22 protein-coding genes and 1 tRNA gene are annotated in these 24,787 nt (G+C 59.7%); 17 read left to right on the forward strand and 6 right to left on the reverse strand.

Annotated features, from left to right (window positions below; all coding sequences use genetic code 11):
* Positions 1 to 205: 205 nt before the first annotated feature.
* The 3 genes from ACP151_RS11715 to ACP151_RS11725 all read left to right on the forward strand — a co-directional run bounded on the left by ACP151_RS11715 (position 206) and on the right by ACP151_RS11725 (position 2,580).
* On the forward strand, positions 206 to 1,147 hold the full coding sequence (locus ACP151_RS11715; RefSeq protein ID WP_424978945.1) for an IS110 family transposase: 942 nt from the start codon (positions 206 to 208) through the stop codon (positions 1,145 to 1,147).
* A gap of 86 nt (positions 1,148 to 1,233) precedes the next feature.
* Positions 1,234 to 1,515, forward strand: a complete 282-nt coding sequence (locus ACP151_RS11720) for a hypothetical protein (protein ID WP_424978946.1) — start codon at positions 1,234 to 1,236, stop codon at positions 1,513 to 1,515.
* A gap of 207 nt (positions 1,516 to 1,722) precedes the next feature.
* Complete coding sequence (locus ACP151_RS11725; protein WP_424978947.1) at positions 1,723 to 2,580, forward strand: delta-class carbonic anhydrase; 858 nt, start codon at positions 1,723 to 1,725, stop codon at positions 2,578 to 2,580.
* 70 nt (positions 2,581 to 2,650) lie between these two features.
* On the opposite strand, the gene ACP151_RS11730 is transcribed toward ACP151_RS11725, so the two are convergent.
* Entirely contained in the window at positions 2,651 to 4,072 is a 1,422-nt protein-coding gene (locus ACP151_RS11730) for a methyl-accepting chemotaxis protein (protein WP_424978948.1), read from the reverse strand.
* Between the two features lie 212 nt (positions 4,073 to 4,284).
* Between ACP151_RS11730 and ACP151_RS11735 the strand changes: the two genes are divergently transcribed.
* From ACP151_RS11735 to ACP151_RS11745, 3 genes are all read left to right on the forward strand, one after another.
* Positions 4,285 to 4,755, forward strand: a complete 471-nt coding sequence (locus ACP151_RS11735; RefSeq protein WP_424979090.1) for a transglycosylase SLT domain-containing protein — start codon at positions 4,285 to 4,287, stop codon at positions 4,753 to 4,755.
* 181 nt (positions 4,756 to 4,936) lie between these two features.
* Positions 4,937 to 5,383 carry a hypothetical protein gene (locus tag ACP151_RS11740; protein WP_424979091.1) on the forward strand — a complete coding sequence of 149 codons (447 nt, stop codon included), beginning with the start codon at positions 4,937 to 4,939 and terminating at the stop codon, positions 5,381 to 5,383.
* The gene (locus tag ACP151_RS11745) at positions 5,380 to 6,063 is read left to right on the forward strand and encodes an HTTM domain-containing protein (protein WP_424979092.1); all 684 of its coding nucleotides are present in this window, start codon (positions 5,380 to 5,382) and stop codon (positions 6,061 to 6,063) included. The genes ACP151_RS11740 and ACP151_RS11745 overlap by 4 nt, the downstream gene beginning before the upstream one ends.
* A 66-nt stretch (positions 6,064 to 6,129) precedes the next feature.
* Here the strand turns inward: ACP151_RS11745 and tig are convergent, their stop codons facing one another.
* The 3 genes from tig to ACP151_RS11760 form a co-directional block, all read right to left on the reverse strand.
* On the reverse strand, positions 6,130 to 7,461 hold the full coding sequence (gene tig / locus ACP151_RS11750; protein WP_424979093.1) for a trigger factor: 1,332 nt from the start codon (positions 7,459 to 7,461) through the stop codon (positions 6,130 to 6,132).
* Between the two features lie 197 nt (positions 7,462 to 7,658).
* Positions 7,659 to 8,777: a porin gene (locus ACP151_RS11755; protein WP_424979094.1), complete on the reverse strand. Its 1,119-nt coding sequence runs from the start codon at positions 8,775 to 8,777 to the stop codon at positions 7,659 to 7,661.
* A gap of 850 nt (positions 8,778 to 9,627) precedes the next feature.
* Positions 9,628 to 9,712: transfer RNA gene (locus tag ACP151_RS11760), tRNA-Leu, on the reverse strand.
* A 218-nt stretch (positions 9,713 to 9,930) separates the two neighbouring features.
* Between ACP151_RS11760 and ACP151_RS11765 the strand changes: the two genes are divergently transcribed.
* Positions 9,931 to 10,458 carry a Hint domain-containing protein gene (locus ACP151_RS11765; protein WP_424979095.1) on the forward strand — a complete coding sequence of 176 codons (528 nt, stop codon included), beginning with the start codon at positions 9,931 to 9,933 and terminating at the stop codon, positions 10,456 to 10,458.
* 5 nt (positions 10,459 to 10,463) lie between these two features.
* Here the strand turns inward: ACP151_RS11765 and ACP151_RS11770 are convergent, their stop codons facing one another.
* Complete coding sequence (locus ACP151_RS11770) at positions 10,464 to 12,125, reverse strand: NAD(P)H-hydrate dehydratase (protein WP_424979096.1); 1,662 nt, start codon at positions 12,123 to 12,125, stop codon at positions 10,464 to 10,466.
* A 169-nt stretch (positions 12,126 to 12,294) separates the two neighbouring features.
* Between ACP151_RS11770 and ACP151_RS11775 the strand changes: the two genes are divergently transcribed.
* From ACP151_RS11775 to dddP, 6 genes are all read left to right on the forward strand, one after another.
* The gene (locus tag ACP151_RS11775) at positions 12,295 to 12,633 is read left to right on the forward strand and encodes a P-II family nitrogen regulator (RefSeq protein ID WP_424979097.1); all 339 of its coding nucleotides are present in this window, start codon (positions 12,295 to 12,297) and stop codon (positions 12,631 to 12,633) included.
* Positions 12,634 to 12,677: 44 nt separating this feature from the next.
* The gene (gene glnA, locus ACP151_RS11780; protein WP_424979098.1) at positions 12,678 to 14,084 is read left to right on the forward strand and encodes a type I glutamate--ammonia ligase; all 1,407 of its coding nucleotides are present in this window, start codon (positions 12,678 to 12,680) and stop codon (positions 14,082 to 14,084) included.
* 120 nt (positions 14,085 to 14,204) lie between these two features.
* Complete coding sequence (locus tag ACP151_RS11785) at positions 14,205 to 15,452, forward strand: Hsp70 family protein (protein WP_424979099.1); 1,248 nt, start codon at positions 14,205 to 14,207, stop codon at positions 15,450 to 15,452.
* Between the two features lie 93 nt (positions 15,453 to 15,545).
* Positions 15,546 to 16,340, forward strand: coding sequence for a lytic murein transglycosylase (locus ACP151_RS11790; RefSeq protein WP_424979100.1), 795 nt, complete (start codon positions 15,546 to 15,548; stop codon positions 16,338 to 16,340).
* Between the two features lie 335 nt (positions 16,341 to 16,675).
* Complete coding sequence (locus ACP151_RS11795) at positions 16,676 to 17,524, forward strand: hypothetical protein (protein ID WP_424979101.1); 849 nt, start codon at positions 16,676 to 16,678, stop codon at positions 17,522 to 17,524.
* A 145-nt stretch (positions 17,525 to 17,669) separates the two neighbouring features.
* Positions 17,670 to 19,013 (forward strand): dimethylsulfonioproprionate lyase DddP, encoded by a 1,344-nt coding sequence (gene dddP / locus ACP151_RS11800; RefSeq protein WP_424979102.1) that lies wholly within the window; start codon positions 17,670 to 17,672, stop codon positions 19,011 to 19,013.
* A 67-nt stretch (positions 19,014 to 19,080) separates the two neighbouring features.
* Here dddP and ACP151_RS11805 read toward each other — a convergent pair whose 3' ends face one another.
* A complete protein-coding gene (locus ACP151_RS11805) occupies positions 19,081 to 19,629 on the reverse strand; it encodes an NUDIX hydrolase (protein WP_424979103.1) in 549 nt (182 codons plus the stop codon).
* A gap of 95 nt (positions 19,630 to 19,724) precedes the next feature.
* On the opposite strand from ACP151_RS11805, the gene ACP151_RS11810 reads away from it, so the two are divergent.
* The 4 genes from ACP151_RS11810 (at position 19,725) to ACP151_RS11825 (ending at position 24,758) form a co-directional block, all read left to right on the forward strand.
* Positions 19,725 to 20,960, forward strand: coding sequence for an alpha/beta fold hydrolase (locus ACP151_RS11810; protein WP_424979104.1), 1,236 nt, complete (start codon positions 19,725 to 19,727; stop codon positions 20,958 to 20,960).
* Between the two features lie 553 nt (positions 20,961 to 21,513).
* Positions 21,514 to 22,818, forward strand: a complete 1,305-nt coding sequence (gene purB, locus ACP151_RS11815) for an adenylosuccinate lyase (protein WP_424979105.1) — start codon at positions 21,514 to 21,516, stop codon at positions 22,816 to 22,818.
* A 149-nt stretch (positions 22,819 to 22,967) separates the two neighbouring features.
* Entirely contained in the window at positions 22,968 to 23,501 is a 534-nt protein-coding gene (locus tag ACP151_RS11820; protein WP_424979106.1) for a tetratricopeptide repeat protein, read from the forward strand.
* Between the two features lie 75 nt (positions 23,502 to 23,576).
* Positions 23,577 to 24,758 carry a flagellar motor switch protein FliG gene (locus ACP151_RS11825; RefSeq protein WP_424979107.1) on the forward strand — a complete coding sequence of 394 codons (1,182 nt, stop codon included), beginning with the start codon at positions 23,577 to 23,579 and terminating at the stop codon, positions 24,756 to 24,758.
* Positions 24,759 to 24,787: the final 29 nt, after the last annotated feature.

Consider the following 24,787-nt stretch of genomic DNA (forward strand, 5'->3'; position numbering starts at 1 on the left):
TGTCTTATGAATTTCGTGGCTCCAATGGCAAACTGGAGCCACTGCCTGGCACGGCATTTATGCCGGGCAGTGGCGGGGATGGATCGAGACCGCGCAGGTTCTCGGAACCGTGCTAGAGTGGGATCGTTCCCGTCAATTTCCATGGGGCCTGAACGGATACGCGGGGGAGAACCCGCCCCGTATGACAAGCATAGGACAGGGAAAGATGACCAGACACACTATTGGCGTGGATATATCAAAAGACCATTTGGACCTTCACGCATTGCCTTCAGGAGAGGAAGTGAGGATCCAGAACAGGAAAGGCAGCTTTCCCAAGCTGATCCGATGGCTTCGGAAGCTGGAGCCGGAGATCGTCGTCTTCGAACCGACAGGTTCCTATCATCGAGCATTCGAACAGGCTTTGCACACGGCAGGAATCCCCGTTTGTAAGGTGAACCCACTGTATGCGCGCCGGTTTTCGCAATCCGCTGGTGTCTTGGCCAAGACCGATCGGGTTGATGCAGCTATGCTGGCACGGATGGGATTTGCCTTGGACCTTGAGCCACAGCAGCCGCAGCGGGAGTTGGTTGCCATCTTGCGTGAGCTGGCGATGTTCAGACGGGGATTGGTTAAAGAGCGCACAGCAACACTGAATAGGCAGAAGGTGCTGACCCACCCCCTGCTGAGACGCCAGTGTGCGGCCCAGTTGCGCCAGATCGAGCGGCAGGTGAAGCAGTTGGATGCCGAGATCCGTAACACTGTCGAGGCAGATAGACAGTTGAAGCGGCAGAAGGAAATCCTGATCAGCATTCCTGGCATTTCGGATGTTACTGCCTTCACCGTATTGGTGGAGATGCCGGAAATCGGGACACTTTCTTCGCCGCAGGTTGCCAGCCTGGCAGGCCTTGCGCCGATGACGCGGGAATCCGGAAAGTGGAAGGGAAAGTCCTTCATCCAGGGCGGAAGGGCGGTCTTGAGGCACGCTATGTATATGCCTGCACTTGTCGCCTCCCGTCATAACCCGGACCTGCGCGCCCTGTATGAACGGCTTGTTGCAGCCGGCAAGCCAGCCAAGGTTGCGATAACAGCGGTGATGCGTAAGCTGATTGTTTTAGCCAATGTCCTGATCAAGGCTGACAGGCCTTGGGAAGTGCGTCCTGCCCTCTAGCCTCCAAAAGATCAATACAGTATTCTAAGCGTCAGTACCGCTTAGATTGATTTTCCCGAGCGGAATTTCAGGATTTTGGAGACGCGATGAGCTTCGACGATGAGGAAATCAGGGCCATCAAGACGAGGCTGCTTGAAGATGGTTATGTCAACGACGAGCAGGGCCTGGGTGCAATCGCGTTCAAAGATCATGGAGACGCAATAATTTCTGATCTTCGGCTGGCCGGTTACTCTCAGCCAATTGCCCGCGGTGCCGGCTACTTTTCAGGCAATGGCAACGTCTACTGGATGCATAACCCGGATCTGGTAAGTGCCGATGAGGCCCGCTGCATGACCCGCAGATGGGTGAATGACCGTGAACACTGCTAAGGGCTTTCCTGTTCGACAGCGGCCTTTCCTTCTCAAGGACAGGTTCAGAGTGTTTTGCTTTCAACCGAAAGTGAGCACCCTCATCGCGAGATGAAGGTGCCCATCATGGTGTGCCTAGAGTATATGAGATGGAGGAACCAATCTCGACTCTCCTTATAGGTGAAGTAGACTTAGGTTTCGTTAACTCATCGCAGGAGTTTGATCCAATTGACGAACTTGAGACAATGGACACTGGCATTGGGTGCGGCCGCCTTTGCGGATGCATCAATGTCGGTTGCGGAGAACAGTGAACCCGTACCAGACGAGGTTATTGCTGCGCAGCGCGCCTCTTTGGCCGCTGCAACGGAAGGGACAGGTTTTGGCCCTCAGTCACCGCGTGATATTGGACAGGCGGAAGGTACCAACCCGCGCGTGTTCAGCAAGGCGCCAGCTGTTACAGGGATGACTCTTTGCGATATTCATTTTCATGAGAACGCTGAGCATCGTGGTGGAGAGTTCACCACCTATGCCGGCAATGGTGATGGCAATGGATACGGAACAGGTTACAAATTCTCCGGAGAACTGACACCAGCCGAGAAAGCTTCTGCCGGCAAAGCGGTTGGAGCCAGCGAGCATGGAGACCTGGTGCCTGGCGACACAATCGAAGCCCATTTCGTTTATTCAACCGCACAGGCAACGCTTGGAAATGGATTGGGCACCTGCCTTGGTGAAGCGACCAGCAACCCCCAATTGCGGGTGGAAGCTGTTGTTGCAGTCCTTGTTTCTGAGGGAGGCGCAGACTTTACCGAATTGGCGCGGATCCAGGAAACTGGCGGGCTGAACCAGCTTCCAAACCTGCCGACCGATTTGGGGGCACCGGTGACCTACACAGGATCAACCACGGGCCCGGCCTATAACGAGAAGGGATCTCCCTTCCAGGTTACCTGGAATGTCCGGCCGAAAGTTCTCAAGCTTGATATCCATTCAGTTGACGCCTGGCTGGGCGACAACCCGTTTTCGGAAACACATGCGCATGGTGTCCGGAACCTGGTCCGGAACCCAGCATTGCTTTCGCCAATCAATTGAGATGAAACGGGTAAGAGGAGCGATTTCTCAGCTTCCTCTTACCCAACCTGCCGTAGCAGACACCTTGTGTTTAAAAGTTATCCCAGCCCTGCGCCGCCGGAAGCACCTCTTGATCAAAGTCATCAAAGGCCGCGTCAGCATCTGGCATCGGAGGATGCGCTTGAGGCAAGGATTTAGCCGCTGCGGGCGGAGCTGTATCTCCTTTGAACTTGGAGATCTCCTGTGTGAGCTGGCTGGCGTCGTTCGACAGCATCTGGCTTGCAGCAGATGTCTCCTCAACCATTGCTGCATTCTGCTGCGTCACTTGATCAAGCTGGGAAACCCCCATGTTGATCTCACTCAAAGCTGTCGATTGCTCAGAGGCCCCTGTGGCGATTTCACGGATGTGATCTGAAATCGTTGCCACGCTCTTGATAATCTGCTGCAGTTCTTGGCCGGATTTTCCGACGAGGCTCACACCATTGCCTACTTGCTGGTTGCTTTCACTGATCAGCTGCTTGATCTCTCCTGCAGCATCAGAAGACCGCTGGGCAAGTGCTCTGACTTCCGATGCAACAACTGCGAAACCGCGGCCGGCCTCACCTGCCCGTGCAGCTTCCACGCCAGCATTCAAAGCTAGCAGGTTGGTCTGGAACGCAATGTCGTCGATCACACCGATAATCTTGGAGATTTGTTCCGAAGAGTTTTCAATTTTTGACATCGCATCAACAGCGCTAGTTACAACTTCGCCGCTGCGTTCCGCAGAGGCCTTGGCGTCAGTCACGATCTCTTCGACATTTCGTGCGCCGTCTGCTGAGGCTTTAACTGTTGCCGTCAATTCTTCCAGCGCTGCAGCCGTTTCCTCAAGGGTTGCAGCCTGGCTTTCGGTGCGCTGGGAAAGATCATTGGCGGCCTGGGCGATTTCATCCGATGTCCGCCCTACTGCTGCAGAAACCTGCTTTACGGCACCAACGGTGGTGGCAAGCTGCTCCAGAGAATGGTTGAAAGCGTCTCCAAGGGCTGCAATGTCCGGCTGATTGGATGCTTCAATTCTGTAGGCAAGGTTGCCTTCGCTCAATTCCTTCAGGCCAGCCCCGATTGCTTCCAGCCCGCGGCGGCGCTCGGTCACGTCTGAAGCAACCTTCACAACCCGTTCGACCTTGCCGGTGTCATCCTCGACAGGCGCATACGTCGCTTGAATCCAGATGGTTTCGCCGGACTTTGTCATCCGGGGAAATTGATCCGTAAATGCCTTTCCGCTGGCGAGGTCGGACCAGAATGTCCTGTATTCTTCAGAGGCAACCAGCTCAGGAGCAACAAACATGGAGTGATGTTTTCCCTGGATCTCTTCGAGATCATAGCCAAGTGCGTTCAGAAAATTCTGGTTGGCTGTGATGATTGTTCCATCGGGGTGGAACTGAATTGTTGCCTGTGTCCGGTCAACCATGCCAGCAATGATGGCATTCGTATCCGGCTGTTTTGAATCCGCAGTTTTCCTGCTTTTGAAGAACATCTCGATTACTCCAAGGCTATCTTCTGGGCCACACACCTTCGAACTGCGAACGTACGAAAGCTTTGTGCCAAAACCGTTAATGCAGATTGCTGAGGTTCAAATGGCTCTAGAAGCCCTTTCAATTAGCCTTGACGCAAGACGGATACTCTGGGCTGTTGCGGCTGTGGGTGAACCAGCTAGTCTGACCTGATGAAACAGTTTTCGGAGACCCTATGAAGCGCCGAAGCACATTGATTTTACTTGCTGGCGCTGCGGCGCTGGCCGCCTGCGCAGGCACCGCCTCTCCGCCGGAGGAGGCCCGGTTTGACCCGCCGCTCTATCCCAATGAGACGCCGGAGCTGCGCCAGAAGATCAATCATTGGGCCGATCACTACGAGGTTCCGCGCAGCCTGGTGCACCGGCTGGCGGTCCGGGAAAGCACTCACAGACCGTGGGCCGTGAACCGGCCGTACTACGGGCTTTTGCAGATCCTTCCGGCGACGGCGCGATCGATGGGGTTCACCGGCCAGCCCAAGGACCTGCTGGACGCCGATACCAACCTGGAATTTGCCGTCAAATACCTGCGTGGCGCCTGGCTGATCTCTGATGGCAGCCAGGACAACGCTGTGAAACATTATTCCCGCGGCTACTATTTTGAGGCCAAGCGCCGCGGCATGCTGAAAGAAACCGGACTGCTGCCCTGACCCAGGTCGCAGGCAAGGCCCCCAGCGCCCCGCAGGGGCGCTGCCGGGCCCAACGGGACGCAGGCGCTGTCCGCAGGACGGTGCCAAGGCCGGGCGGGAGCGCTCGCGCGGCCAAGTGGCCGATCCACCAACCCCCAGGGACTTTAGGGAAATTCTAACTGCCGCCGGGTTTACTGCCCGAATGCTGAGCCTTCTTAAACTGCTGCTGCCCGCGCTGATGCCCTCCTGGCGGTTCTTTCAATCAGTGGACCCTTCGCCCCGGGTGGAATGGGCCCTGCTGAACAGTGCGGATGATGCTTCTGTCCAGTGGCAGGAATTCCGCCCCCGACCGCAGCATCTGCCACTGCGGGCCATGGCGCAGCGCCTGCTGTGGAACCCGCGTTGGAACGAAAGCCTGTTCCTTGTGTCCTGTGCGGAGCGGCTGACCCTCGCACCCACATCGCACAGCGAGCAGGAAATCCTGCGCCGTATCAGCGCCGAAATCGCCCGCAGCCTGCCGCCCGCGTGCCATTTGCCGTTGCTGCAGTTTCGCCTGGTCTTTCTGGATCGCGGCGAAGACGGCGAGATCATCAAAGCCGTGACCTATCAGTCGGAGCCGCAGCCGCTGGCCGGGTTGATTGCCGCATGACGCTGGACCTGGCCCTGCGCGCAACCGAGATTCTACTGGCTCTGGCCTTTTTGCAGCAAAGCGCCGAACATCTGGCCGGCTTTCGGGAGGAACGGGGTCTATTCGGTCCGCGGCTGCTGCTGTCGGCATTGCTGCTGCTGGGTGTCGCCACACCCTGGGTTCTGCTGGGGTTGGTCTTGCTGGCGCTGCTGATCCTGCGGCGGTTTCAAGGCCCCTATAATGGCGGCAGTGACAAGATGGGACTTCTGATCCTGTGCTGCCTGACCGCCGCCCGCTGGTTGCCGCAGGAGCACTGGCAGGAATACGCCTTGGCCTATCTCGCGGGGCAACTGGTGATCTGCTACTTCATGTCCGGCCAGGTCAAAATCGTCAATCCCGAATGGCGCTCCGGGCGCGCGCTGCAGGATGTGTTCCGCTTTTCGGCCTATCCGGTCAGCGAAGACCTGCGGCGACTTGCAGACCGCCCGTGGCTGCTCTGGGGGATGGGCTGGGCCGTCATCCTGTTCGAAGTCATGTTCCCCCTGGCCCTGTTCAGCCGCGAGGCACTGGTGCTGGCCCTGTGCATTGCGGCCCTGTTTCATCTGGCCAATGCCTGCCTGTTCGGGCTGAACCGGTTCTTCTGGGTCTGGCTGGCCGCCTACCCGTCGCTTTTGTGGCTGCAGGAGCGGGTCATCCTCTGACCGCCGCCGAAACGAAAAAGGCCGCCCCCTTGGGCGGCCTTTCCGTAAGATACGCAGGTCAGAGGTTTATTCCTCTTCCAGCTCCTCAACAGCTTTCTGCAGATCGTCCTTGGAGACCTCTTTCTCGGAGACTTTGGCCTGCTCGACGATGTGGTCGACAACCTTGTCTTCGAAGATCGGCGCGCGCAGCTGCTGCTGCATCTGGGCGTTCTGCTGGATGAACTCGAAGAACTGGCGTTCCTGGCCCGGGTACTGGCGAGCCTGCGCCATGATCGCCTGAGTCATTTCGGCGTCGGTCACTTCGACCTCGGCTTTCTGGCCCAGCTCGGCCAGCAGCAGGCCCAGGCGGACGCGGCGTTCGGCCAGGGTGTTGTGCTCGTCAGTGGCTTCGATTTCGCCGTGGTCGTGGCCTTCCACTTCCGGGTTGTCCTCGTGCCACAGCTGATGCGCGATCTGCTTGGCTTCAGCTTCCACCAGCGACGGCGGCAGGTCGAAGGAAACCAGGGTGTCCAGCTGGTCCAACAGCGCACGCTTCATGATCGCGCGCGAGGCGCCAGCGTATTCGGCTTCCAGACGCTCGCTGATCTGACCTTTCAGGGCGTCCAGATCGTCGGCGCCGAATTTCTTGGCCAGCTCGTCGTCGATCTCAGCCGCTTTCGGCGCTTTGACTTCCTTGACGGTGCAGGAGAACACGGCCTCTTTACCGGCCAGGTGCTCGGCGCCGTATTCCTCGGGGAAGGACACGGTCACGTCTTTTTCTTCACCGGCTTTGGTGCCGACCAGCTGCTCTTCGAAGCCGGGGATGAAGGAGTTGGAGCCCAGAGCCAGCGGGTAGTCATCGCCTGCGCCGCCGTCAAAGGCTTCACCGTCGATGCGGCCCACAAAATCGATCACGACCTGGTCGCCATCTTCGGCTGCTGCGCCCTCTTCGCGGGCTTCGAATTCCTTGGCGGTCTCGGCCAGGTTGGCCAGCGCTTCGGTGACGGCTTCGTCCTCAGCCTTCACAACCAGCTTTTCCAGCTCAACGCCGGAGAAGTCGACCTCGGGGATTTCCGGCAGTGCCTCATAGGACATCTCGACGTTGACGTCGTCGCCTTCTTTCCAGTCTTCGTTGGTCATCTTGACGTCGGGCTGCATCGCCGGACGGTCGCCGCTGTCCTCGAAGTGCTTGTTCATGGCGCCATCGACGGCTTCCTGCATGGCTTCGCCGATCAGGCGCTGGCCGAACTGCTTTTTCAGCAGTGCCATCGGCACCTTACCCTTGCGGAAACCTTTCATTTCAACTTCCGGCTGGGCTTCGACCAGCTTTTCGTTGACCTTCGCGTCCAGCTCGGCGGCGGTGACGGTGATGGCGTAGCCGCGTTTCAAACCTTCGTTCAGCGTCTCGGTGACCTGCATCCTATTCCCCATAGAGATTCGGGGCACCTGCGTGCAGGGGCCCCCAGACAATTTGCGGTCTTCTATTTCCCCCGGCCCGGCGGCGCAAGGGGGATTGCCCCATTCCTGTGCAATCCTGCAGGTTTCCGGGTCCGCAAACGAAAAAACACGCCCGCAAAGGGGCGTGTTTCCTGATCTGAAACCGAGGGAGTGGCGGTTCAGAACTTCCAGCGGGCGCCGGCCAGGATGACGTTTGCGTCCTGATAGGCCGTGGCGCTGGTGTCAGCATAGGAATAGTCGCGGTAAGCCACATAGGTCTCGACATTGTAGGCATCGATCTTCTGAACGGCGGCAACACCCCAGGATTCGGCGCTGTCGCCGGTGGTGACCATGTCGGAGCCGTCATAATAATCGACCGAGAAAGAGGTCGAGCCGACCGCGATCAGGTCCGCCGAGTAGCCCAGCTTGGCGTAGGCATAGGTGCCTGCGATGTCACGCTCGCCCGCAGCGATGTTCAGCGACAGGCCGGTGGCCTTGTGCAGCACCGCAAAGGAGCCGGAGATGTCGCGGTAATCGGCCTGGCCGGTTTCCTCAGTCCAGGAGGCGCCGATGCCGGAGTCTATGGCAAAGCCTGCGGCGTCATCATTGGCCCAGCGGACTGCCACGTCATAGCTTTCGCGGTCGTTGGCGTCGCGCAGAACATCGGTGCCCCAGGACGTCGACAGGGTGAAACCAGCAAGCTCAGATGAATCGTAACGGACACGGCCCAGACGGCCACCGTCCAGATCCGTGAACGCATCGCTGATGTCCACGCCGCTCAGCACGCCTGCGCTGGTGCGGAAGGCATAACCGCCCGCAGAATCAGCCACCGCGTTGGAGGCGCCAAGGGCCGTACCAGAGAAATCCGCACCGGTGATGCCGTCAGTGGCCATCGAGCCCTGACCCGCCGAGAAGCGGCCATAGCGTGCTGTGTCGAACTGGAAGTCCACATGGCGGATGTTGGTACGGTCCCAGCTCAGATTGTCGCCGGTCGAAGTCTGGCTGACCCCGTCAGAAGCGCGAAAGCCAAGGGCGGTCTCGAAGTTGAACCGCAGGGTGTTCGCGCCATAGGCCTGCTCCAGCCAGAAGCCGATACGCGAGTTGGAAGCCGTGTTGTCGGTCAGCCGGTTGAAGTCCTGTTCGCCGTCATCGAAGGACTGGTAAACCGGGTTGAACTGACCGTACCAGCGAAAGCTGCCACCGGTGTCGTTGGTGTAAGTCGGGCCAGCAAAGGCAGGGGCCGCAAGTGCTGCTGCCAGCGACGCTGCGCCTGCGCGTGCTGCAAATTTGGTGCTCATTATTTTTGAGTCTCCTGTTCCGTCGGCGCTGTCCCTCTCCATCCCTGAGAGCAGTGCCGGGAATTTGGCTAACATGCGATTTCCAGCTCCATGAGGGTTGAAAGAACGGCGCCGAATTCAGCCGTATTGCATAGGCGGTTTTTTGCCGATGGCAGGTTTTGATTTGCGGAAATACGCCTATGGTCAGGCGTTTATGTGAAGCTCTTCACACTTACCTCGGTGCTAAGGGCAATGCAGCCATGCAGCTAGCGCAACCCTGCGCCAGCGCAGAAACAGCTAGGTGTTTGCGCACAGGCATACGGCCAGAAAATGCGCGCCATCATAGGAATGCACACCAAGCCCGGTCTCCCCCAAGGCAGCCAGTTTTCGGTCTCATACCTTCGTGTTCACCGTGCAGGCGGCGGTCTGTAGGAGTTCTTCCGCCGCAATCCCTTCAGTCAGGCGGCATTGCCAGCGAAGAATGAGAAACAGGTGAGGAGAAGCAGTAGCCCAGCCATCCGATCATTGATGAATGTGAACAAGTAGAGTGATCTGACGATGGGATGACCGCGGATATCGCCCGCGCCGCACTACAGGAGGTGAAACAGAATGAGCACGCAGATCATTCCCGATGACGCAAAATACGTGTCGGCAACGCAAGCCATCGAATCCCCCGCTTGCCGTTCAAACGCGACAAGTTCTATAAGATGGGAAAGATAGAGAACATCACCCCCATCACGCTCTACCAAAGTGCGCGACCGTTCTACTCGGTGGCTGAGATTGATGCTTTGTTCCAGCTTGCCAGCGAATAGCAAAGTGGGGGGCCAAATCCCATGAAATCCGAAATAACTAAACGTTTTCAATGGCAATGTGGTGCGGGTGAAGGGACTCGAACCCCCACGCCTTGCGGCGCCAGAACCTAAATCTGGTGCGTCTACCAATTCCGCCACACCCGCACTGCGCCGGGACAAGCCCGCCGCGTGACGCGGTGAATAGCAAAGCCTGGTCAGGGATGCGAGGGGAAATCGTGTCGAAACTGCCGTTGTGCAAAACAGCAACAATCCGTCCGGAATATGGCAACAATCGGCGGTTTTTTGCGCAAAAGGCTGGGCGCTGAATCCGCTTGTGCAGTAGTTTGGCAAAAAAGTCTGAGGCAGACAAAGCGAGCAACACTATGAAACCGTTTGGAAATGCGGCCTTGCGCGCGCAAATGGCGATGCGTGGGCAATCACAGCCCCGACGGCTGTTTCAAGGCAGCCAGAACATCAGCCTCTTGCGCGGCACCCTTGTGCTGACCCGCGAGGGGGAGCGCGCGGCTGAGGAAATCAAATCCGGCGACAGCCTGATCACCCGCACGCAAGGCATGGCCCAGGTGGGGGCCGCAAGAACCCGCCGCGCGATGCTTCAGGCGGTTTGCTTTGCCGCCGGCTCGCTGGGCGACACACGCGCAGACGGTGATCTGGTGGTGCCCTGGGATCAACGCATCCTGGTGCGCGACTGGCGCGCCAAGGCGATGTTCGGCCAGCCGCAGGCGGTGGTGCCAGCCTATGAGCTGGTGGACGGAGAATTCATCCGTGACTTGGGCCTGCAGATGATGGATCTGACGGTGCTGGAGTTTTCCCGCCCACATGTGATCTATGCTGGCGGGCTGGAACTGGCAGCCGCCGCCGCGCCGCAAGAAGACCTGCGCCCGGCAGCCTAAGCCGCTTATAATCCCAGTTTACGGAACACGGCTGGGATCTGCTCCGGCAGATCCTCGGCAATCAGGCCGGGGCCGAACTCCAGCGCACATTCCACATGGATATAGGCTGCCGTTTCCGCCGCCTGCATCGGTGAAAAGCCGCGCGCCATCAGCCCGGTGATGAACCCCGCCAGCACATCGCCTGACCCGGCAGTTGCCAGCCAAGGCGCGGAGCGTTCGTAATGGGCGGAATTGACCGAGCAGCGCCCGTCCGGCGCAGCGATCACCGTATCCGGCCCTTTGAACAAGACCACACAGCCTGCACGTTTGGCAGCCTCGCGGGTGGCGTCCACCTTGGAATAGGCGGGGCCTGCGGTGGCGGGCGCGTTCAACTTCTCGGCCAGATCCGGGAACAGCTTGGCAAATTCACCGCCATGCGGGGTGATCACGCAGGTCTCATGCAACAGGTTGAACAGCGCTTCTGGCTTTCGCTCAAAACGTGTGAGCGCATCAGCATCCAGAACAGTCGCACGCTGCTCCTTCAGCACTGCCATCACCACCGCCTGGGTATCCGCGCCACGTCCCAATCCGGGGCCGAGGCAGATGGCGTTGAAACGCGTGTCCTCAAGCATTTCGCTGACCCCATGCGCGCCATCGATCTGTTGCAGCATGATGGCCGTCAGATTGACGGCATTTTCAAACATTGCCGAGCGCGGCGAGCCAACGGTGACCAGCCCTGCCCCGATCCGCAAGGCGCCACGGGCCGCCAGTCGGGCGGCGCCGGTCTTGCCATGGCCGCCGGAAAGGACGAGGGCGTGGCCGTGGCTGTATTTGTGTTTCTGTTTGCCAGTTCGGAAATCTGAACTCCGCTTGGTATCAGCACTACGAATTCTTGCCGTCATCAAAGAAGTAATGCTGCTGTCGCCCCTACCCGTTGCATTTCGTTTGAATGAAGGGACTTTGGCACCCAGTCCGATATCCTTAACCACTACCTTATCAGTTGCAGCCGCCAGTCCAGCCAAATAATGGCCCTGGCGCGGCCTTTGGAAAGTAACTATCAGTTGCGTGTCTGGCGCATCGGACCAATCCTTGTCTTGACTGTCCAAGAATCTGCCACTGTCTGAGCAAAAGCCAGAGGGCACGTCGATGGCGACCTCTGGTGTCGATTTGATCATCTCCCAGCAGAACGCCCAAGCGTCACCCTCCAACGGACGTGACAAACCAGAGCCAAAGACGGCATCAATTCTCAATTCAAAATTCTGACAGAGATAGTCGCGTCTCATCAGACTGTTATCAGTTAATTTTCCGGTCTCCAGCCACCGCTCATAATTCACCTTCGCATCCGGCGGCAGCTTGTCCGGGTCTCCATACAGAAACACCTCCACCTCCCAGCCGCGCTCCTTCAACAGCCGTGCCACCACAAAACCGTCGCCGCCATTGTTGCCCGGCCCGCACAGGACCACGGCCCGGCGCGTCCCTTCATCTTTCTCCAAATACTCCGGGGAGCGCGAGGGGCTGGCCCCTCGCCCGATGTCAACAGACTCCGCCAGCTCTGGCCACTCCTCGAAAATGGCCTCAACCACCCCCTGCCCGGCCCGCTCCATCAACTCCAAGCCGGTCACTTCGCCGGACTCAATCGCGGCCTGTTCAATGGCCCGCATCTGGGCTGCGGTCAGCAGTTCAGTCATTTTTTGACCTTCTCCGATTCAATTCTGCGCTATTTCCGGGCGCAGTGCTTATTTTTTAGGCGGACAGCTTCAAATCCTGCCTTCAAATGCCGCAGCTGCAGCCTCCTGCATTGCTGCCTTCATTTAGAAGTGAAATGACACCCCCAACAAGCTTGCGAGGAGCCTGCGCATGAAAAAGATCGAAGCCATCATCAAGCCTTTTAAACTGGACGAGGTGAAGGAAGCGTTGCAGGACGTCGGCGTGCAGGGGCTTTCTGTCATCGAGGTCAAGGGCTTTGGCCGCCAGAAGGGCCATACTGAGCTCTACCGCGGCGCCGAATATGTGGTCGACTTTCTGCCCAAGGTGAAGGTCGAGGTTGTCCTGGACGACGATCAGGTCGACCAGGCGATCGAAGCCATTGTCGACGCGGCCAAAACCGACAAGATCGGCGACGGCAAGATCTTTGTCTCGCCCGTCGAGCAAGCCGTTCGCATCCGTACCGGCGAGACCGGCCCGGACGCGCTGTAAGACTTCAAAAACATCCTGACATCTACATCAGAAGGACCAAGGGAATGAGCGTAGACGCAGTTCTCAAGACACTCAAAGAAGAAGACGTCGCCTATGTCGACATCCGGTTCACCGACGTGCGCGGCAAGCTGCAGCACGTGACCGTGGACGTGGACCTGGTGGACGAAGACTTCCTCGAAGAAGGCTTTATGTTCGACGGCTCCTCGATTGCCGGCTGGAAGTCGATCGAGAACTCCGACATGAAACTGATGGCAGACACCAGCTCTGCCTATATCGATCCGTTCTACGCGGAAAAAACCCTGTGCATCCATTGCTCCATTGTCGAGCCAGACACCGGCGAAGCCTATGAGCGCGACCCGCGCGGCACCGCCCAGAAGGCCGAAGCTTACCTCAAGTCCTCCGGCATCGGCGATGTGGCCTATATGGGGCCGGAAGCGGAATTCTTCCTGTTCGACGATGTGCGCTTCTCCAACACCATCAACAAGGTGTCCTATGAAGTAGACGCAACCGACGGTTCCTGGAACACCGACGCCGAGTTCGAAATGGGCAACATGGGCCACCGCCCGGGCCTGAAGGGCGGCTATTTCCCGGTGAACCCCATTGACGAAGCACAGGACCTGCGGTCTGAAATGCTCTCGACCATGAAACGTCTGGGCATGAAGGTCGACAAGCACCACCACGAGGTTGCCTCCTGCCAGCACGAGCTGGGCCTGATCTTCGACAGCCTGACCAAACAGGCCGACGAGCTGCAGAAGTACAAGTACATCATCCACAATGTGGCGCATGCCTACGGCAAGTCGGCAACCTTCATGCCCAAGCCGATCTATGGCGACAACGGTTCCGGCATGCATGTCAACATGTCGATCTGGAAAGACGGCAAGCCGCTGTTTGCCGGCGACAAATATGCGGACCTGTCCCAGGAAGCGCTGTATTTCATTGGCGGTATCCTGAAGCATTCCAAGACCCTGAATGCCTTCACCAACCCGTCCACCAACTCCTACAAACGCCTAATCCCCGGCTTTGAGGCCCCGGTTCTGCGCGCCTACTCTGCCCGCAACCGGTCCGGCTGCGTGCGGATCCCGTGGACCGAAAGCCCGAAAGCCAAGCGCGTCGAGGCCCGTTTCCCCGATCCGGCGGCGAACCCCTACCTGTGCTTTGCCGCGCTGCTGATGGCCGGCCTGGACGGCATCAAGAACAAGATCGATCCGGGCGAAGCCATGGACAAGAACCTGTACGACCTGCCGGCCGAAGAGCTGGAAGGCATCCCGACCGTCTGCGGCTCGCTGCGCGAAGCCATGGACGCGCTGGCCGCCGACCACGACTTCCTGCTGCAGGGCGACGTGTTCACCAAAGACCAGATCGACGGCTATATCGAGCTGAAGATGGAAGAGGTCCACAAGTACGAGCACACCCCGCACCCGGTGGAATTCGGCATGTACTACAGCTGCTAAGCTGCCAGATCAGACACGAAAAGGGCGTCCCGCGGGGCGCCCTTTTCCTTTGCAGGGCTTGCTCTTGAGACAGGCATTCCTTATCCAGCGCGGCTCGCGCTTGGCAGACAGGAGCCTTCCATGACACCTCCAAACACTCTTGGCATCGACTTTGGCACCTCCAACTCAGCCGCTGGCATTGCAGTTGCCGGCCAGCCATGGCTGGTGGAAATGGAACCGGGGCAGCAAACCCTGCCCACGGCAGTGTTCTTTGCACAGAGCGCAGGCGCCATGCGAATCGGCCACAGTGCGACGCGGGCGCTGATCAGCGGCGAAGAAGGCCGGTTCATGCGTGCGCTGAAAAGCCTGCTGGGCACGCCACTGCTGCAAGAGGAGCGGCGGCTGGGCGGCGAACGCCTGAGCTTTGCCACCCTGATTGCGCGGTTCCTGGCCGAGATGAAGCAGCGGGCAGAAGCGGCAACACATATGGAGTTCACCCATGCGCTGTCCGGGCGTCCGGTTCGCTTCCATTCCAAGGACGAGGGTCGCAACGCGCAGGCCGAAGCAGACCTGCGCGCCTGCTATTTGGCGGCTGGCTTTCAGGATGTGATGTTCATGTATGAACCAGAGGCCGCCCTGCAGGCCGCACTGCCTGCGCCGGGCCCGGGGCTGATTGTCGATATCGGCGGCGGCACCTCGGATTTTACGGCCTTTGAACAGGACGCGGACGGCACAACCCGCATTCTGGCCTCGCACGGCATGCGGCTGGGCGGCACTGATTTTGACCGGCAGCTGAGCATACGCCATGTCATGCCGCTGTTGGGCTTGGGCAGCCAGATCCGCAATACGTTCGGCAGCGGAACCCTGCCCGCTCCGAACCGGCTGTTTTATGATCTGGCGACCTGGCAGATGATCCCCTTTCTCTATGCACCGGAAAGCCGCCGCGCGGCACGGGACCTGGCGGCCAATGCGGCGGAACCGGCAAAGCTGGAGCGGCTGGTTTCTGTGCTGGAGGATGAGCTGGGCCATGAGCTGGCGTTTGCCGTGGAGCACGGCAAGATTCGCGCCAATTCCGGCAGCGCATCGGCCCTGATTGACCTGAAGCTTCTGGAACGCGGATTGTCGGTGCCGCTGGATGACGCCGTCGTGGCGCAGACATTGGCGGATCAGACCGCGGCGATTGGTGCCTGCGCAGCAGAGACCTTGGCGCAAGCAGGCCTGCCTCCGGCAAAAGTGGAGCGGATCGTTCTGGTCGGCGGCTCTTCGCTGCTGACGGCCGTGCAGGCTGAAATGCGCATCCTTTGCCCAAATGCCCGGCTGGAAACGGAAAATGCGATGACAGCGGTCGCAGACGGCCTTGCCCTGGCGGCAGGAACGGCTTTTGCCTAAGCGAATGGGAAGCAAGGGCAGCTTTTCCCGTTAGACAAGATCGGCCAGCGCGTTAGGCTGCAGGGCAAGAGTCACAATTTGAGAGTTTCCTTCATGCGCCGACTGCTGGCCCCAGCCCTGATCTCCGCCCTTCTCGCCGCCCCGGCCCTGGCTGCCGACTGCGGCAACACATCTGCCGGGTTTGACACCTGGAAACGGGAATTCCAGCGCGTGGCCAAACGCGCAGGTGTGCGCAAGAATGGCCTGCAGGCCCTGGCCAATGCCCAATATGCCCGCCGGACAATTTCAGCCGACCGCAACCAGAAGAGTTTCAAATACTCGCTGGAGAAATTCATGCAGATCCGCGGATCTGCCACGATCGTCGCCCAGGGCCGCAAGCGTAAAGCCCGCAACCCGGATTTCTACGCAGCGCTGGAACGCAAATACGGCGTGCCCGCAGGTATTCTGATTGCCATTCACGGGATGGAAACCGCCTTTGGCAATTACATGGGCGACAGCCAGGTGGTCTCTGCCATCGTCACGCTGACCTATGACTGCCGCCGCTCCGGTTTTTTCCGCCCCCATGCGCTGGGGGCGTTGAAACTGGTGGATCAGGGGGCCATCAGCCCCGCCACTCTGGGCGCCAAACACGGCGAGCTTGGCCACACCCAGTTCCTTCCGGGCAACGCACTGAAATACGGCGTGGATTGGGACGGAAACGGTCGCGTCGACTTTTACAATATGGGCGATTCTCTGGCCTCGACCGCCAATTACCTGCGCAAAAAGGGCTGGAAACCCGGCAAAGGCTATCAGCAGGGGGAGCCAAACTACCGCGTGCTGAAGGAATGGAATGCCGCCACCGTCTACCAGCAGTCGCTGGCGATCATGGGGAAACAGATCGACGGCTGAAGACTGGCGCCCCTGAAACCCGGCATGACTGCGCCCGCCCTGCCCGGCGGGCGTTTTCTGTTATTCCCGCCGAGTAATACAATCTCCAGCTATCGTGAAGATTGCAAGCCTTTGGGCATCAATGTGTCGACCTCCCGCCACAGTTGAGCCGCAATCCAGCGTCCGCCAATCTGGATAACTCAAAATTTACATTACTTTTCAGACAATTGATCACTTCTTAAGTTCATTTTCACAGACCAGCACAACTTCCGGAAAATCAGTCACAGACGCCCTACTTTCAACTATTTCAAATTTTAATCTTCCTGTAACGGCACCCTGAATGGAGGATCCGGACAGTGGCGAAAGATGTGCAATATACAGGTCGGTTGGGGCTGGAAGGCCGCGACAGCGGAACGATGTCCGAAGCGGTGACCACGGTTGTCGACACGCTGGATGACTTCGGCCACCCGGCTGAGCAGATAGAGGCACGGGCCGAAAATACGGCCAGGCTTCAATGCGACCATTATCAGGTGACTGTGCGCGTGCGCCGCCTGCCTCTGTGTCGCACCAGAAAACTGCCTGGCAGTGTCATGCAGCCTTCGGCGCTGCTGGAGCTGTCGCTGACGCCGACCTACCCTGATTATTGCGACCGGGAAATTTCCGAGCTGATTCTTGCCGCCATGCTGAGGCGCCTGGTGGATAAGGTCGAGGCAACTTCAGTGGAGTGGCTTGATACTGGGGTGACCCTGACATGCGAGCAATTCCAGAGCGCATTTGATCCCCAGACAGCCGATGCGGGGCATTCTGTTTCGCCAAAGGACGCCGCTGAAGACAGTTCATCTGCGGCTGAATGGGCGATACCGTCCAAGCCACGCGGAAGAGAGTGTTTTACCCCGGTTGAACAGACCGCCTTGGCGCTCGAAGCGCATTGCGAACTTGCGTTTCAGCAGGCTGAACGGCCTAATCCCGAAAGTTTCGATGCACAGGTTTCCGGCAAATCGCGGACTGGACTGATAGTCACAATCCCCACAGCAGAGTTGCGCGGCAGCTGGGGGCGCAAGCTGCAGGATTCTGCGCTGGCAGCCCTGTCCTTCTCGGGGCCGCGCCGTTTGCGCTTCATCACCCATATGCTGCTGCTGACTGCTCTGGTTCTGTATCTGGACAGCGCAGGCATGGTCCTGGCCGCCCGGTCGCTGGTGCCATAAGGGCTGGCTGTCGGCAGAGAAAAGGCCTGACTCTTCTGCCGACAGGCTAGGTCAGAAACGACGTTAAAATCCGTCGCTTTCAGCCGCGATTCCGAAAAGATGGGGCGCCACGCTGGACACACCTGTGCAGCAAGGACTTCCCAGCATGAATGAGCATTACCGCGACATCCGAAAAATCGACCCGACCCGCGGCGCCACATTGGGCGACAACACCCCGAATGACAATGACCGGGTTGAAATCGGCCCCACACAACTGGCCTTCTCTGAATGGGCCGCAGCCGGGCTGCAGCTGCCCGACCTTCAGGCGCTGCGCAAGTTCCGCTGGGAACGGCTGACCCGGTTCATCAACGACCGCGGCTATGGCGGCCTGCTGGTGTTTGATCCGCTGAACATCCGTTATGCAACCGACAGCACCAATATGCAGCTGTGGAACACCCATAATCCGTTCCGCGCACTGCTGATCTGCGCCGACGGCTATATGGTGCTGTGGGACTACAAACAGTCCCCGTTCCTCAGCGAATTCAACCCTCTGGTGCGCGAGCAGCGCGCGGGCGCAGACCTGTTCTATTTCGATCGTGGCGACAAGATCGACGTGGCCGCCGACAAATTCTCCAACGAGGTGCGCATCCTGCTGGAAGAACACAGCGGCAGCAATAAACGGCTGGCGGTGGACAAGGTGATGCTGCATGGCCTGCGCGCACTAGAGGCGCAGGAGCTGGAGATCTTCCCCGGCGAAGAACTGACAGAGAAATGCCGCGCAGTGAAAGGCCCGGATGAAATCCTGGCGATGCGCTGCGCCCATCACGCCTGCGAAACCGCGGTGGCAGCCATGGAGAAATTCGCCCGCGAACAGATTCCCGGCGGCACTATCTCCGAGGATGACGTCTGGGCGGTTCTGCATGCGGAAAACATCCGCCGCGGCGGCGAATGGATCGAAACCCGGCTCCTGGCTTCCGGCCCGCGCACCAACCCGTGGTTCCAGGAATGCGGCCCCCGCATCATCCAGAACAACGAGATGATCAGCTTTGACACCGATCTGGTCGGCTCCTACGGCATCTGCATCGATATCTCCCGCAGCTGGTGGATCGGCGATGACACGCCACGGCCCGATATGATCTATGCGATGCAGCACGGGATCGAACACATCCGCCACAACATGGAAATGCTGAAACCCGGGGTGAACATTCAGGAGCTGTCACGCGGCTGCCATCTGCTGGACGATCAGTTCCAGAAGCAGAAATATGGCTGCATGATGCATGGTGTTGGTCTGTGTGATGAATGGCCACTGGTCGCCTACCCGGACCAGATGGTCGACGGCGCCTTCGACTATGAACTGGAACCGGGCATGGTGCTCTGCGTCGAGGCGCTGGTCTCGCCTGAGGGCGGCGATTTCTCGATCAAGCTGGAAGACCAGGTGCTGATCACCGACGACGGCTATGAGAACCTGACCAGCTACCCCTTTGACAAGGCGCTGCTGGGCGAAGCCTGAGCCCAAATGCCGGCCTCTCCCGCAAGGAGAGGCCGGAACAGCCTGTGGCGCCGTCAGGCGCCTCCGCTTAGCAATGGCGTTGCAGGAACGGCGCAAGCTTGTCGCGCAGAACCAGCACCCCAGGAGAACCCGTCACCTCTGCCAACCGCTTCAGCGGCACCCAGGCGAGAGAGTGGGATTCTTCACTGGCGGAAATCTTCCCGGCCTCTGCCTGAAACAGGTAGCGCACATCGAAATGCAGATGCGCGGCTTCCTTTGCGTTTTCGGGGATCTCGTGGATGTCGACGTCAAACACCCATTCCGACATCCGCTTGATCCGCGTTAGCCCGCTTTCCTCATAGGCCTCTTTCTGGGCCACAAACGGCACATCGGCGATGCCATCGCAGTGGCCTCCCAGCTGGAACCAGCGGCCCAGTTTTCGGTGATGGGTCAAAAGCACGCTCTGCATATCCCAAGACATCACAAAGGCGGATCCGGTCACATGGCCCGTTTGCGGGTCCCTGCCAAAGGGCTGCGGTGCGCTGGCACAGAAATCCTGTAACCTTTGCCACATGTCACAGTCGCGTGCGGTTTGTGGATTGTAACATCCGATCCCCATAAGGCTGCTGCTGCTCATCTGCCTTCACCTTCCCGTGACGTCCCGTCCCATTGCCTTGTTCAGAACCCAAACAGTGCTCAATCTATGCAGAACACCCAACAAAGGCCACGCCCATGCCCACGGAACGGATATCCTTCCCCGGCCACGCCGGAAACACTCTTGCTGCCCGCCTCGACCTGCCCGAGGGGCCGGTACTGGCCACGGCGCTCTTTGCCCATTGCTTCACCTGCTCCAAGGACATACCGGCCGCACGGCGGATTGCCGGGCGTCTGGCGGCCATGGGGATTGCAGTTCTGCGTTTCGATTTCACCGGCCTGGGCCATTCAGAGGGAGAGTTTGAAAACACCACCTTCAGCTCCAATGTGGCGGACCTGATCAAGGCCGCCCAGTATCTTGCCGGGCGCAGCATGGCACCGTCCCTGCTGATCGGCCATTCACTGGGCGGTGCTGCGGTGCTGCGGGCCCGGGCTGGCATCCCGACGGTCAAGGGCGTCGTCACCTTGGGAGCGCCGTTTGACCCCGGCCATGTATCACATCATTTCGACGCGGCGCTGCCGGAGATTGAAGCCAGCGGCAAGGCAGAAGTCTGCCTCGGCGGGCGGGCTTTTATCATCGGCAAGGAGTTCGTCGACGATATCAGCGCTGAAGCGCTGGAGCCGGCTATCGCCGGGCTGAAAGCCGCCCTGCTGGTTCTGCACGCTCCGCGCGATGAAACTGTGAGCATCGACAATGCGGCGTCAATTTTCACCGCTGCGAAACATCCCAAAAGCTTTGTCACACTTGACGATGCCGACCACCTGATCTCGCGGCCTGCAGATGCGGAATATGCAGCGGAAGTCATCGCTGCCTGGGCCGGGCGTTATGTGAAAATGACACCACCCGCACCTCCGCCCGGCGCGCCGGAAGGCATCTTGCGGGTGACAGAAGCCGATCCCGAGGGGTTTTTGCAGGATGTACAGTCCGGCCCCTATCACCACACCTATGCAGATGAACCGCTGGCCTACGGCGGCACCAATCGCGGCATGTCACCATACGGCTTTGTTGCGGCCGGGTTGGGGGCCTGCACCTCGATGACCCTGCGGATGTATGCCCGCCGCAAGGGCTGGCCGCTTGAAGGGGTCAGCGTGGATGTGAGCCATGACAAGGTGCACGCCCAGGACGCTCAGCCCACCGGACCTGCCAAGATCGACCAATTCACCAGGGTCATCCACCTGTGCGGCCCCTTGGACGATGCGCAGCGGGCAAGGCTCATGGAAATAGCCGACCGCTGCCCGGTGCACCGCACGCTGGAGAGCGGTGCCAAAGTGGTGACCCACCTGGACGCCAAACAACATTCGACCGCTGTCTGAGGGGGAGTCGGGGTACTCCCGCCCCCGGCCATTGCAGAAAATCTGCAACAGCAGCGGCCTTGGGGCCCCGGCCCCCCCCCCCCCCCCGGGGCGGGCCCCCACAACGCCCGGGGTGGCCCAAAATCTGCAACCGCCGCGGCCTGGGGCCCGGCACCGCGCCCACGCGCGGTGCCGGGCCCAACTGCGGCAGGTCTTCGCCAGAAGACCGTACCGCAGGCGGGAGCTTCTGCTTTTGCGATACGTGGCGACCGGCAGGGGCCCCGCCGTCCACTCTGAAACGACGCAAAGAGACAGCATCGCTGTCCAAGACATGTCAAACCCACGGAGTTGGCGGCGGGCCGACGCACCCGTCTTTTGCGCCCGTCCGGCGCGCCCTGCGCCTCATCGCTGATGAAGACCCGCAAAATTCCTGCTCAAAGCGGTGAAACCGCACATGATACCGCAATCATCAGGGCAATCTGCCTCATCACCCTCTCCCAGCCTTGCTGTCTGCCCTCTCCTGATCTAAGAGGCCGGGCATCTGCTGCACAATCACAAAAAGGTGCTTTCGCCCATGATCCCGCGCTATGCCCGCCCCGAGATGGTCGCCATCTGGTCCCCCGAAACCAAATTCAAGATCTGGTATGAGATCGAGGCACATGCCTGCGAAGCCATGGCAAACCTGGGCGTGATCCCGCGCGCAAACGCCGATGCGGTATGGAAAGCCAAAGACGTGGAGTTCGACGTCGCCCGCATCGACGAAATCGAAGCTGTCACCAAACATGACGTCATCGCCTTCCTGACCCATCTGGCAGAGCATGTCGGTTCCGAGGAAGCCCGCTTTGTGCATCAGGGCATGACATCATCGGACGTGCTGGACACCTGCCTGAACGTGCAGCTGGTGCGTGCTGCCGACATTCTGCTCGAGGGCATGGACAAGGTGCTGGCTGCTCTGAAAAAACGCGCGCTGGAGCACAAGGACTCCGTGCGTGTCGGCCGCTCGCACGGCATCCATGCCGAGCCCACCACCATGGGCCTGACCTTTGCCCGCTTCTATGCGGAAATGGATCGCAACAAGAACCGTCTGGAAAAGGCCCGCTGGGAAGTGGCCACCGGCGCGATCTCAGGCGCGGTCGGCACATTTGCCAATATCGACCCGGCGGTCGAGGATCATGTCTGCGAGCAGCTGGGCCTGCGCCCGGAACCGATCTCGACCCAGGTGATCCCGCGCGACCGCCACGCGATGTTCTTTGCCACCCTCGGCGTCATCGCTTCGTCGATCGAAAACATCGCCGTGGAAATCCGCCATATGCAGCGCACCGAAGTGCTGGAAGGCGCGGAATTCTTCTCGATGGGCCAGAAGGGCTCCTCGGCGATGCCGCACAAGAAGAACCCGGTTCTGACCGAAAACCTGACCGGCCTCGCGCGCCTGGTGCGCATGGCGGTGATCCCGGCAATGGAAAACGTGGCGCTGTGGCACGAGCGGGACATCTCCCACTCCTCCGTCGAGCGCGGCATCGGTCCGGATGCCACCATCACCCTCGATTTTGCCCTGAACCGGCTGGCCGGTGTTGTCGACAAGATGCTGGTCTTCCCCGAGAACATGCTGGACAACATGAACAAGTTCCCTGGTCTGGTGATGTCCCAGCGGGTGCTGCTGGCGCTGACACAGGCCGGTGTCAGCCGCGAGGACGCCTATGCCATGGTGCAGCGCAATGCCCTGAAGGTCTGGGAAGAGCGCGTTGATTTCCGTGAACTTCTGCTGGCGGATGCCGATGTTGTTGCGGCACTTGGCGAAGACGCGATCAACGAAAAATTCGACATGGGCTATCACACCAAACATGTCGATACGATCTTCAAGCGGGTCTTCGGCGAATAAGCCATACTAAAGAAAGTTTGTCAGACGCCCCGCCCTTCCGGTGGGGCGTTTTGTTTGTCTGCTAAAAACGCCTTTGTGAACAAAAATACAGACCGCTGCCCCGGTTCTGAGGTTAAACTGTGTCAGAGATTGCATTTGGAGTTTACGACATGCGTATTTTCGCCTTGGCCGCTGCCTTGACCCTGCCAGTTGCAGCCCTTGCTGCCAGCGGCAACGACTGGAACCCGCCGAAGCCGTCCGAAACCACCAAAACCTGCAAGGGCAAACGTGTCTGGGACGAGGAAAAGAAACGCTGTGTGCGGCCTCAGAAGTCCTCGCTGAATCAGGAAGGCTTGCTGGAGGCTGCGCGGGAACTGGCCTATGCCGACCGCCAGGAGGATGCGCAGGCCGTGCTGGGCGCAATGGCGGATCAAAAGGACAGCATGGTGCTGACCTACTGGGGGTTCACGCACCGCAAACTGGGCAACCTGAAACTGGCCCAGGCCTTTTATGATCAGGCGCTGGCACAGGAACCGGACAACATCCTGGCCCGTTCGTACATGGGGCAAGGCTTTGTTGAACAGGGGAAATACGGCGCGGCTCTCGCCCAATGGAAGGAAATCAGGGCCCGCGGCGGTGCAGGCACCTGGGCAGAAGCCTCGCTGCACAGCGCGCTGCAAACCGGCGCCACCTACAACTATTAGGCTTCAGCCTTTCTTTACGGCTTCCGTCCTATTCTGCACCCCGCGATTGAGAAGAATCTTATCTAGGGTGCGAGAATGCCTCAAGACGATATGCTGGCGCTTCCACTGGACTTGGGCGGAGGCGGAATGGGCGGAATGGACATGGGCGATTTCGCCGCGCCTGCGCCACTGGGCGGCCTGGATGCAGGCGGTCTCGGTGGCGGGATGGGCGGCGGAGCATTGGCAGATCCGGCCGCGGCCTCTGGGCTCAGCGGCAAGGCCAAGGCGGCCATCATCGTGCGGCTGCTGCTGAATGAGGGCGCGGAGATTCCGCTCGAAGAGCTGCCCGACGATCTGCAGCTGGAGCTGACCCAGCAGATGGGACGGATGCGGATTGTTGACCGCGACACGCTGAACGCCGTGGCGGGCGAATTCGCCGATCTTCTGGACAATATCGGCCTGCATTTCCCCAACGGGCTGGCCGGCGCCCTGACAGCGATGGAAGGCAAGATCAGCCGCCATACCCACAGCCGCCTGCGCCGGGAAGCCGGGGTAAGACAGTTCGGCGACCCCTGGGAACGGCTGAAGCAACTGCCACCCGAAGATCTCGCCGAGCTGGCAGAGGCCGAAAGCACGGAAGTCGCCGCAGTGCTACTGTCCAAGCTGGACACCGCCAAGGCAGCCCAGATGCTGATACATCTGCCCGGCCCCACGGCCCGCCGCATCACCTATGCCGTCAGTCAAACAGCCAATGTGACACCGGACACGGTGGACCGCATCGGCCTGTCGCTGGCTGCCCAGGTTGAATCACGGCCCGATCTTGCCTTCGATCAGACACCCGGCCAGCGCCTGGGCGGCATTTTGACCGAAGCCGCGGCCGCCAAGCGCGACGAAGTGCTGACCGCACTGGATGAGGAAGACGAGGAATTCGCCGTCACGGTCCGCAAGGCGATCTTCACCTTCGCACTTATTGCCGAGAGAATGCAGGCGATGGATGTCCCCAAACTGATCCGCGTTCTGTCGCAGCCCGATCTGGTCACCGCCATTGCCTTTGCCACCGACGAAGAGGACGTGGCCACCTCCGAGTTCCTGCTCAAGAATATGTCGAGCCGCATGGCGGACAATATCCGAGAGGAAGTCGCTGAACGAGGCAAAGTCAAACGCAGCGAGGGTGAAACCGCCTATGGCTTGATCGTTTCCGCCATGCGCGATCTGGCCACTTCAGGCGAAATTACGCTGAAGTCGACCGACGAGGACGAAGAAGAGGACGCCGGTTAACGCCAGCCACCGGGGCTGGCCACGTTCTG

Source organism: Leisingera sp. S232 (assembly GCF_049800895.1).
Lineage (GTDB): Bacteria > Pseudomonadota > Alphaproteobacteria > Rhodobacterales > Rhodobacteraceae > Leisingera.

Bases quoted from the DNA above. Each gene is read 5' to 3' on its own strand.
- ACP151_RS11715 (WP_424978945.1), top strand. From the start codon at position 206: ATGACCAGACACACTATTGGCGTGGATATATCAAAAGACCATTTGGAC.
- ACP151_RS11720 (WP_424978946.1), top strand. From the start codon at position 1,234: ATGAGCTTCGACGATGAGGAAATCAGGGCCATCAAGACGAGGCTGCTT.
- ACP151_RS11730 (WP_424978948.1), bottom strand. From the start codon at position 4,072: ATGTTCTTCAAAAGCAGGAAAACTGCGGATTCAAAACAGCCGGATACG.
- ACP151_RS11735 (WP_424979090.1), top strand. From the start codon at position 4,285: ATGAAGCGCCGAAGCACATTGATTTTACTTGCTGGCGCTGCGGCGCTG.
- ACP151_RS11740 (WP_424979091.1), top strand. From the start codon at position 4,937: ATGCTGAGCCTTCTTAAACTGCTGCTGCCCGCGCTGATGCCCTCCTGG.
- ACP151_RS11745 (WP_424979092.1), top strand. From the start codon at position 5,380: ATGACGCTGGACCTGGCCCTGCGCGCAACCGAGATTCTACTGGCTCTG.
- tig (WP_424979093.1), bottom strand. From the start codon at position 7,461: ATGCAGGTCACCGAGACGCTGAACGAAGGTTTGAAACGCGGCTACGCC.
- ACP151_RS11755 (WP_424979094.1), bottom strand. From the start codon at position 8,777: ATGAGCACCAAATTTGCAGCACGCGCAGGCGCAGCGTCGCTGGCAGCA.
- ACP151_RS11765 (WP_424979095.1), top strand. From the start codon at position 9,931: ATGAAACCGTTTGGAAATGCGGCCTTGCGCGCGCAAATGGCGATGCGT.
- ACP151_RS11770 (WP_424979096.1), bottom strand. From the start codon at position 12,125: ATGACTGAACTGCTGACCGCAGCCCAGATGCGGGCCATTGAACAGGCC.
- ACP151_RS11775 (WP_424979097.1), top strand. From the start codon at position 12,295: ATGAAAAAGATCGAAGCCATCATCAAGCCTTTTAAACTGGACGAGGTG.
- glnA (WP_424979098.1), top strand. From the start codon at position 12,678: ATGAGCGTAGACGCAGTTCTCAAGACACTCAAAGAAGAAGACGTCGCC.
- ACP151_RS11785 (WP_424979099.1), top strand. From the start codon at position 14,205: ATGACACCTCCAAACACTCTTGGCATCGACTTTGGCACCTCCAACTCA.
- ACP151_RS11790 (WP_424979100.1), top strand. From the start codon at position 15,546: ATGCGCCGACTGCTGGCCCCAGCCCTGATCTCCGCCCTTCTCGCCGCC.
- dddP (WP_424979102.1), top strand. From the start codon at position 17,670: ATGAATGAGCATTACCGCGACATCCGAAAAATCGACCCGACCCGCGGC.
- ACP151_RS11805 (WP_424979103.1), bottom strand. From the start codon at position 19,629: ATGAGCAGCAGCAGCCTTATGGGGATCGGATGTTACAATCCACAAACC.
- ACP151_RS11810 (WP_424979104.1), top strand. From the start codon at position 19,725: ATGCCCACGGAACGGATATCCTTCCCCGGCCACGCCGGAAACACTCTT.
- purB (WP_424979105.1), top strand. From the start codon at position 21,514: ATGATCCCGCGCTATGCCCGCCCCGAGATGGTCGCCATCTGGTCCCCC.
- ACP151_RS11820 (WP_424979106.1), top strand. From the start codon at position 22,968: ATGCGTATTTTCGCCTTGGCCGCTGCCTTGACCCTGCCAGTTGCAGCC.
- ACP151_RS11825 (WP_424979107.1), top strand. From the start codon at position 23,577: ATGCCTCAAGACGATATGCTGGCGCTTCCACTGGACTTGGGCGGAGGC.